The organism is Photorhabdus tasmaniensis (genome assembly GCF_011189505.1).
Taxonomy (GTDB): Bacteria; Pseudomonadota; Gammaproteobacteria; order Enterobacterales; family Enterobacteriaceae; genus Photorhabdus; species Photorhabdus tasmaniensis.
Window position 1 is genome coordinate 1 of the sequence record NZ_PUJU01000094.1, and the last position, 6,737, is coordinate 6,737.

The window sequence follows — 6,737 nt, forward strand, 5'->3', positions numbered from 1 at the left end:
AAAATACGAATAACTTGTTACAAAATACGATTCAAACACGGTTTGCAATTTCATTTTCCATCACCCTTTAATTTAACTAAGGAATCTTCCCATCGTTCATCTTCGAATAAAATCGACATTAGCTCGATTGTGCGTCCCAGAAACGGACTCAAATGCCACGCACTAATGATGTTGTTTATTTTAGGAAGATGACTAAATCCATAAACGTCGCCGAACTCATCAGCGGCTAAGTACTCAACCCAGTGTGGGACCAGTATCTCGATGCCAAAATACACCACAAGCTTGTTATTTTCTTTTACTGACATCTTTCTCATTTCGCGGCTTCACTATTCAAACAAACCAATCAAATTCACTAAAGAATCTTCCCAATTCTCGTCACCGTCAAATTCCACCACGCCCAATTCGACATTCTCACCGTACACATTAAAAAATCCTAAGTCGACGTCAGGTTTAAAATAATACCCAAAAAGAGTACCATCTGCGTCAGCGGCTAAGTAATTTACAAAGGTGGGAACTTCCAAATCAATCCCGAAATAAGACACACATTTAGTCTCAAAAGATGTCGTGATTATTTTCATTGCGCATCCTCACCAATCAAATTCACAGAAGAATTTTTCCAGAATCTCACTAAAGAATCTTTCCAACGCTCATTGTCGCCAAACTCCACTTTCCCTATTTCGAGACGATAGACGCCTTCTTCTTCATCATTATCATATACCCACCATCCACCGTTACGAAGTTCCGCCCGTAGAGGCTTACACTGATACCCCCACAACTCGCCGTTCTTATCCGCAGCAATATACTCCACCCAATAAGGCACCGATATTTTAATGTCGAAATACTCGACTTCTTTAAATAATTCACACAAATTAACTATTTTCATCTCATTTCCCATTCACACACGAACCAAAGAATCTGACCAGCATTCATCATTCTCGAATTCCACTTTACAAATTTTTAACCAATAAACACTTCCATCACCCTGAACATCCCACCATCTGTTATCGTTACGTGGTTGATTACGATAACAATACACGTCTCCATCAACATCAGCGGCAATATATTTCGCCCAAGAAGGGACTGACATCTCAATACCAAAATACGTAACAACTTTAGACCTTCCACCCCAATTAACGAATTTCATGTAATTTTATTTCCTGTATAAATTCAATATTATTAATTGGGGATTCATTTCCCCATGTATGCCATCCCTGAATTTTTTCTCTTGCAAATAATTCGATGCGTGGGATATTTCCAATGCTTATCATTTCTTGAATATGCTTCAATCTCGCACTCAGCAATTTCTTTTGCTTCTGATAAACTAGCTCCGCGATACATGAGAGTATTTATCACATATCGCTTGAACATTCGTTTCCAAATAAAATAAAAGTGATGACAGAGATAATCATTCATCATCATCTTCCACCTCGACCCAAATATCAACAACAGTAGATAGAGATTCATTAATTATTTGTTGCTGCTCTTCATCTGTCATTCCTTTCCATTCTGTTTCTGTTATATCCAGCTCTACTTGACTCAGAGAGCCGATCGTATTTGTCTGTGCTTTAAGTATCATTTGTTTGCTCATTATTTAATTTCCGGCGAAGCTGGATAAGTAAATTCAGCCCACGCTAACACTTTTTCATTTTCTTCTATATCACCATGATAATATTCATATTCGGGATGATAATATTCTTTAACCCATTCTACGCTATGAAACCAGTCACAACCTTCATTTTGCGCGGCCCAGTCAGGAATATCTTCCTTGCTGTCTTCCCATGAATAGATATTTTCGCCCGTTGGTGTAGGTTTATTTTGATAAACTAAAACAGTAACAAAATATTTTAATTCAGCGGGTTTATAGTAGTATTGTACTTTTCCATTTTCATCAATATCACAATAATCAAATCTTCGAATGGTTTTTTCAACATAAGCCCAGCACTTAATTTCTTCTCCGACTTTGACGTCAGGATGTTCTGTGAAATTCCAATCTATATTAAGCATTGATTTCAATTTATCTGCAATCTCATTCAAAATTAAATAATCATCACAATTCGCAGTTCTTGCTAATTCTTGACATGCGGATATTAAAGACTCTGTATTGCTCATAATGACCTCTTATTGATAATCATATTTTCACAAATTTCTTTAGCTCGATAGCAAGTGTCAATATCGAACCAGCCAAAATGACATTCACTTGTTTTGATTCCCAATTTATTTGCAAGCCAATTATAAGCATCCTTGCGACTAAAAGTAGCGCCGTTGAATTTCCATAACTTCTCAAAATATGGCTTGCATTGCTTCCGTGCATTGCGAGTTTCAGCGTCAGCGAGAGTGCCTAAAGGAATATTAGTAAAAGGGTGCATACCGACGTATGCACCGCAGCAATTACATAAATAAGCCCATGGCCAATTTCCGAAACTTCTACCATCATATATTTCTTTGTGACTTGCTATTTTTACTGATGAGCCACAATAGTTACAAATATCTGGCGGGGGAAGGGGATTCTTTACTTTAAGTATTGCTTTTTGACATGGATTCCACGGTGTTTTTTCCATGATTAATCCTCCCAATGGCTGGTTATTAGTTAATAGGTGGAGTTAAAATATTTCGCAAGATTCAGAGCATGAACCGGTATCAAAACGTTTGGCTGCGATCATTTCCTGATATAGATTTTGGTAATCTGCATTGGAATACATCGTCGCTATTCCATCTAATGATAGGTTCCCTCGGTACATAATTTCTTTGGGCGTCTTTCTGTGCCCGTCACGGACATGTTTACTCTTAATGCAATACTCCTCGAAAACCATTTTTATGATGGGTTCGTCTCGACATGCCAATCCTAATTTTTTACTGCTCTTTTTTATACAAAATACACAATTACCAAGATGTTCTGGTATGGTTAAATCAAATAACTGCGTTTTCCACCAATCCAGAACGTCCTGTTTATCGAAGTCACTGATATCTGCGAGATAACTGACACCCTCTTTCTTTGTCAATCGTCGTGGCTCATCTGCACGAATGCCTATCCATGTTTGATAATTGCCGCGCCCGAAATGGTCATTGCAGTAATCGCGGAACGGTCGTAATTTCAAACGGTCAGTGCAAAATGCGCCGCCAATGTAGGGCGTGCCGTATTTTTTAACCATATCCATGAACGGCTTATATATCGGCATCCTTGTCTGAATGTCGTTCGGTGTCCAGACTTTGTAACCGTTTGATTTTCCCAATTCAGGGTTCATCTCTGCTTGCAATATGATGAAAATATGATGTGGAATGTTCCAAAAACCGATGACGTTACGCAAGAATTTATAGGTAGATGGATGTTCCGCTCCTGTATCCATAAACACATAGCGGACATCCTCACCCTGTTTGCGGCGCTGCTCCATCAAATATACGAGGTATGCCGATGTCCTGCCGCCCGAAATTGATACGACATTGATCATAAGATGCTCTTATTTAATTAACATAACGATTGCTGATATATTCATTGTCCATTGAGCCTAATAATTTAGTTCTTAACTCCGTAAGAATCTGTCTTTCTTCATGCGTGCTGCATGAAGTAAATGCAGTTGAATATTCGACATGATGCTTATTTAAGTCTTCATTAAACGAGATAAGAATTTCTAACTTCACAGCCATAAATCACCTCATTGAATTAAATAGTTATTTTTCAGGATTTCCAAGAATAAATACGCTATGAGTAAAGTCGTCGCACTTTACTCTTTTATCGATTTCTCTTTTTTGCTTTTTCCTTTTTTTATCTTTACGACTACGACACTGAACACAGCTACCGTTTGAGACATATCTTAGAGTGTGCCCATGTGGGCACGGGTCGCCATTAAATTTTTCACCATATATCATAATTATCCTTATTTGGATTGTTGTATCACAAGTTTATTTAATTCATCTTCAAGAGACTTAATGTAATTATTTTTCTCCTCAGCAGCGTTAAGTGCTGTAAACGGATTTCTAGTTATTCTCCCTCCCGGAATTAACCAGCCTTTGTGAAAGCTGGAATACGGGCAATAAATCTTTCCAACTTGTATATTATCGTGCGAGTGTTTCATTTCCATTGATCCCCAAATTTGAAACCGATTTCATTTAATGATTCGTCCATTTTTTCTATAAAATCGGGAACTAGGTCGTCGAATTGCTGCATAAAATCTTTATCACGCTCGACGATGACATAATGAATTCCTTCTCTCGTCATGCGCGGGTCATAATTAGCAAAGTACCATTCAGTTTTGCCAGTAACCCACATTGAATATTGAACTTGAGCCATATAATCAGATTTAATGGCATCAAAACCACCCAAGCGGAATTTCATAAATACGGCAGTAGTGAAAGGGCACTTGAGTTCAAGCCCTCGCCCATCACTACAAAGCCCGTCTGGAGAGCACGCCGTTCTTAGCGATTCATCTTTGAACAGAATTGATGCTTCCGTGACATTAACATCAGCAACAAACTCAAACGTTGCTCTTGCTGATTCTTCGTAATTTTTCCCCCATGCTAATGCTTTAGCATTTATTTCTTGTGCACTCCCTGTACAAATTTCACCCATTAGTGTATAGAAATATGTCAGCTTAGTGTCAGTCCATTTTGTACCGCTACGTGACTTTGATATCACTTTTCCGGCTTCCGATGCCGTTATTACGCCCAATCTTAATTTGCGCCAGTCGCAGTTCCCTTGCTCAACTGTGAGTAAATCAATCCCTGTTTTGCTCACGACTAACTCATTACTGACCATTTTCAGCCGCCTTTTTTTTCAAGAAATCAAGCACTTTTATTGCTTCTGATTCTGATATATCGGCAACAGCAATACATTCACGATTGAATATTTTTGAGCATAGCGGCAATAAATCGTCTTTCCACGTTTTATTCATTGACTCTAAGTGCTTATCAATATTTTCTTTTGTTGATTGAGTTAGTTCGTCTGATTTTTGCCCCGGCAAACGACCGTCGATATCTTCGTCAGCTGTTGCTATCCCCAGCGCGCCTGTCAATGTATATCGTCGCAAATAAGTGATAGCCGATGCTGATTGCTGAATATTATTCTTGCCGCCCGACGTGTCGGGAGTTGATGACATTTCGCACGCTTCTTGATGCCCGGAGCGTTGACTAACAATGCATTTAACAGTTATCACTCCGTTTTCCATCTTTTGCTCAAAGCGATATGAGAGACCATGCTGTTGTAAATAGGGTTTTATCTGCTCCGAAATATCATCGAGTGATGCGTATTTATATTTTGCTTTTCCGTTGCCGAAGTCTGCGCTTTTTAACTTCTTAATTGTTGGTAGGGCGCTTTGGAATGAAGCCATCGAATCTAAAAATTCTTTCCTTGATTGCCCGGCTTCCCATTTTGTTTGTAAGTCCAGGAGCTTCTCAAGCTTATCAATATCAGCATTTGAAGATACGGCCATTTCAATTAATCGCATGGGCGCATTAGCAGTCACTGTTTCGCTGTGTTCGTGACGAACTAATTCTTGATTCATAATAGATTCCTCTTATTTTTGGGTTTTTAACAAACAAACTTCGTATAAAAAATCACTGAGCAAATTCATCGCTTCAATGTTATCTTCAAATATATTGCCAAAATATTTATTTGTTATGTCTGAGAATAGCTTAGTTGATTCAAGTGGAAGTTTATTGTAAATAGTTTCTGCGTCCATGCCTTCTTGCTCTAATATAACTTCCCTGTAATGCTCCTCTTCCAGCCTTTTTTCTTCAATTTCATCATAAACGGCGTATGGACTCATATTATAAAGCCTCGATTTTATAACCCATGTTTTTGAAATATTCCTTTACTTCGTTGAAACAAAGACATGTTGAGTTAAGTATCTCGTTAATATCACCTTGAATTGAAATACCCCCGTCATTCTTGTCTATTTCAATTTCATTACCATTTTTCGTATGTTTATTTTTAAAAGAACCGCAGTGAATCTTAATCATAATTACCTCATGAAGATTAAAATAATTGTTGCAAAGAGAACTAAACAGACGGGATAGAGCATAGCGAAGAGCCATTCTTTAATCATATTCATATGCTAATCTCAAATAGTTCATAGCTATTGACCAATTTATATTGCTCATCAATTGACGAGCAATATAAGCTTCACATTGAGCTAGATTGAAAAGTTGTTTGTTTATTTTCATGATATACCCCTTTAGCCCTCCACTGGCTTTAAAACTACATGTTATTAAAACTCACCACGGCTTATTTTAATTAATGCATCATGATGCTTTTCAGCCGCTTCTTTTGTTAGATGAATCCTGCCATTTTCTAATAACTCGATGTCCATTTCGTCACATTTCCAATTTACTGAGCCTGACCACCCCGTCACATAGTATTTTTGCCCCTCTTTTAGCTCATAATCAATCGGCTTTGGAAAACTGACTTTCCCGATCGTGATCATTTCCGGCTTGCGGCGATACAGAGAATTAATGTTCCAATCCGGATTTGAACGAAAAGTTCTCCATTCTTCATCAGGACATAATTGTTCCCACAACAACCAAGGTTCATCAGTTCTCGAAGCATCGAGCGCATATTCAAGCATTAAATCAGCGTGCATGTGTTTTTTATTGTCTGACATTGTTTAGTCCTCTATTTAATTAATAATTAGCTTCCCTGCCAGTAATTCCCTATTTTCCCCTGCGTGGCGAAATATTCATTATCTTGCTGTAATATTGCTACTTTTCTTATTCTTGACTGAATAGAGAAACGTATTTGATAAGCA

Annotated in this window: 15 protein-coding genes; all 15 read right to left on the bottom strand. The window is 38.0% G+C overall.

What is annotated here, in order from left to right; translation table 11 throughout:
- Positions 1-50: 50 nt before the first annotated feature.
- The 15 genes from C5471_RS22345 to C5471_RS22410 all read right to left on the bottom strand — a co-directional run bounded on the left by C5471_RS22345 (position 51) and on the right by C5471_RS22410 (position 6,593).
- Positions 51-305, bottom strand: coding sequence for a hypothetical protein (locus tag C5471_RS22345; RefSeq protein WP_133812546.1), 255 nt, complete (start codon positions 303-305; stop codon positions 51-53).
- 21 nt (positions 306-326) lie between these two features.
- A complete protein-coding gene (locus C5471_RS22350) occupies positions 327-578 on the bottom strand; it encodes a hypothetical protein (RefSeq protein ID WP_133812547.1) in 252 nt (83 codons plus the stop codon).
- Positions 575-883, bottom strand: a complete 309-nt coding sequence (locus C5471_RS22355) for a hypothetical protein (RefSeq protein ID WP_133812548.1) — start codon at positions 881-883, stop codon at positions 575-577. The genes C5471_RS22350 and C5471_RS22355 overlap by 4 nt, the downstream gene beginning before the upstream one ends.
- A gap of 12 nt (positions 884-895) precedes the next feature.
- Positions 896-1,144 carry a hypothetical protein gene (locus C5471_RS22360; RefSeq protein WP_133812549.1) on the bottom strand — a complete coding sequence of 83 codons (249 nt, stop codon included), beginning with the start codon at positions 1,142-1,144 and terminating at the stop codon, positions 896-898.
- A gap of 261 nt (positions 1,145-1,405) precedes the next feature.
- Positions 1,406-1,588, bottom strand: a complete 183-nt coding sequence (locus C5471_RS22365; RefSeq protein ID WP_133812550.1) for a DUF7167 family protein — start codon at positions 1,586-1,588, stop codon at positions 1,406-1,408.
- The gene (locus C5471_RS24070) at positions 1,588-2,109 is read right to left on the bottom strand and encodes a hypothetical protein (RefSeq protein ID WP_207627441.1); all 522 of its coding nucleotides are present in this window, start codon (positions 2,107-2,109) and stop codon (positions 1,588-1,590) included. Before C5471_RS24070 ends, C5471_RS22365 begins: the two co-directional genes overlap by 1 nt.
- On the bottom strand, positions 2,106-2,558 hold the full coding sequence (locus tag C5471_RS22375) for a zinc-finger-containing protein (RefSeq protein WP_133815848.1): 453 nt from the start codon (positions 2,556-2,558) through the stop codon (positions 2,106-2,108). The genes C5471_RS24070 and C5471_RS22375 overlap by 4 nt, the downstream gene beginning before the upstream one ends.
- A 42-nt stretch (positions 2,559-2,600) precedes the next feature.
- Positions 2,601-3,446: a phosphoadenosine phosphosulfate reductase domain-containing protein gene (locus C5471_RS22380; RefSeq protein ID WP_133812552.1), complete on the bottom strand. Its 846-nt coding sequence runs from the start codon at positions 3,444-3,446 to the stop codon at positions 2,601-2,603.
- A 426-nt stretch (positions 3,447-3,872) separates the two neighbouring features.
- Positions 3,873-4,076 (bottom strand): DUF1317 family protein, encoded by a 204-nt coding sequence (locus C5471_RS22385; RefSeq protein ID WP_422630938.1) that lies wholly within the window; start codon positions 4,074-4,076, stop codon positions 3,873-3,875.
- Entirely contained in the window at positions 4,067-4,750 is a 684-nt protein-coding gene (locus C5471_RS22390) for a YqaJ viral recombinase family protein (protein WP_133812554.1), read from the bottom strand. Before C5471_RS22390 ends, C5471_RS22385 begins: the two co-directional genes overlap by 10 nt.
- The gene (locus C5471_RS22395) at positions 4,740-5,495 is read right to left on the bottom strand and encodes an ERF family protein (protein ID WP_133812555.1); all 756 of its coding nucleotides are present in this window, start codon (positions 5,493-5,495) and stop codon (positions 4,740-4,742) included. The genes C5471_RS22390 and C5471_RS22395 overlap by 11 nt, the downstream gene beginning before the upstream one ends.
- A gap of 12 nt (positions 5,496-5,507) precedes the next feature.
- The gene (locus C5471_RS22400; RefSeq protein WP_133812556.1) at positions 5,508-5,759 is read right to left on the bottom strand and encodes a hypothetical protein; all 252 of its coding nucleotides are present in this window, start codon (positions 5,757-5,759) and stop codon (positions 5,508-5,510) included.
- A gap of 1 nt (position 5,760) precedes the next feature.
- Positions 5,761-5,952 (bottom strand): hypothetical protein, encoded by a 192-nt coding sequence (locus tag C5471_RS22405; RefSeq protein ID WP_133812557.1) that lies wholly within the window; start codon positions 5,950-5,952, stop codon positions 5,761-5,763.
- Positions 5,953-6,030: 78 nt separating this feature from the next.
- Positions 6,031-6,156, bottom strand: coding sequence for a hypothetical protein (locus C5471_RS24960; RefSeq protein WP_278250191.1), 126 nt, complete (start codon positions 6,154-6,156; stop codon positions 6,031-6,033).
- A gap of 44 nt (positions 6,157-6,200) precedes the next feature.
- The gene (locus tag C5471_RS22410) at positions 6,201-6,593 is read right to left on the bottom strand and encodes a hypothetical protein (RefSeq protein ID WP_133815847.1); all 393 of its coding nucleotides are present in this window, start codon (positions 6,591-6,593) and stop codon (positions 6,201-6,203) included.
- Positions 6,594-6,737: the final 144 nt, after the last annotated feature.

Coding starts and splice junctions, on each gene's coding strand:
- C5471_RS22345 (WP_133812546.1), bottom strand. CDS start 305: ATGTCAGTAAAAGAAAATAACAAGCTTGTGGTGTATTTTGGCATCGAG.
- C5471_RS22350 (WP_133812547.1), bottom strand. CDS start 578: ATGAAAATAATCACGACATCTTTTGAGACTAAATGTGTGTCTTATTTC.
- C5471_RS22355 (WP_133812548.1), bottom strand. CDS start 883: ATGAAAATAGTTAATTTGTGTGAATTATTTAAAGAAGTCGAGTATTTC.
- C5471_RS22360 (WP_133812549.1), bottom strand. CDS start 1,144: ATGAAATTCGTTAATTGGGGTGGAAGGTCTAAAGTTGTTACGTATTTT.
- C5471_RS22365 (WP_133812550.1), bottom strand. CDS start 1,588: ATGAGCAAACAAATGATACTTAAAGCACAGACAAATACGATCGGCTCT.
- C5471_RS24070 (WP_207627441.1), bottom strand. CDS start 2,109: ATGAGCAATACAGAGTCTTTAATATCCGCATGTCAAGAATTAGCAAGA.
- C5471_RS22375 (WP_133815848.1), bottom strand. CDS start 2,558: ATGGAAAAAACACCGTGGAATCCATGTCAAAAAGCAATACTTAAAGTA.
- C5471_RS22380 (WP_133812552.1), bottom strand. CDS start 3,446: ATGATCAATGTCGTATCAATTTCGGGCGGCAGGACATCGGCATACCTC.
- C5471_RS22385 (WP_422630938.1), bottom strand. CDS start 4,076: ATGGAAATGAAACACTCGCACGATAATATACAAGTTGGAAAGATTTAT.
- C5471_RS22390 (WP_133812554.1), bottom strand. CDS start 4,750: ATGGTCAGTAATGAGTTAGTCGTGAGCAAAACAGGGATTGATTTACTC.
- C5471_RS22395 (WP_133812555.1), bottom strand. CDS start 5,495: ATGAATCAAGAATTAGTTCGTCACGAACACAGCGAAACAGTGACTGCT.
- C5471_RS22400 (WP_133812556.1), bottom strand. CDS start 5,759: ATGAGTCCATACGCCGTTTATGATGAAATTGAAGAAAAAAGGCTGGAA.
- C5471_RS22405 (WP_133812557.1), bottom strand. CDS start 5,952: ATGATTAAGATTCACTGCGGTTCTTTTAAAAATAAACATACGAAAAAT.
- C5471_RS24960 (WP_278250191.1), bottom strand. CDS start 6,156: ATGAAAATAAACAAACAACTTTTCAATCTAGCTCAATGTGAAGCTTAT.
- C5471_RS22410 (WP_133815847.1), bottom strand. CDS start 6,593: ATGTCAGACAATAAAAAACACATGCACGCTGATTTAATGCTTGAATAT.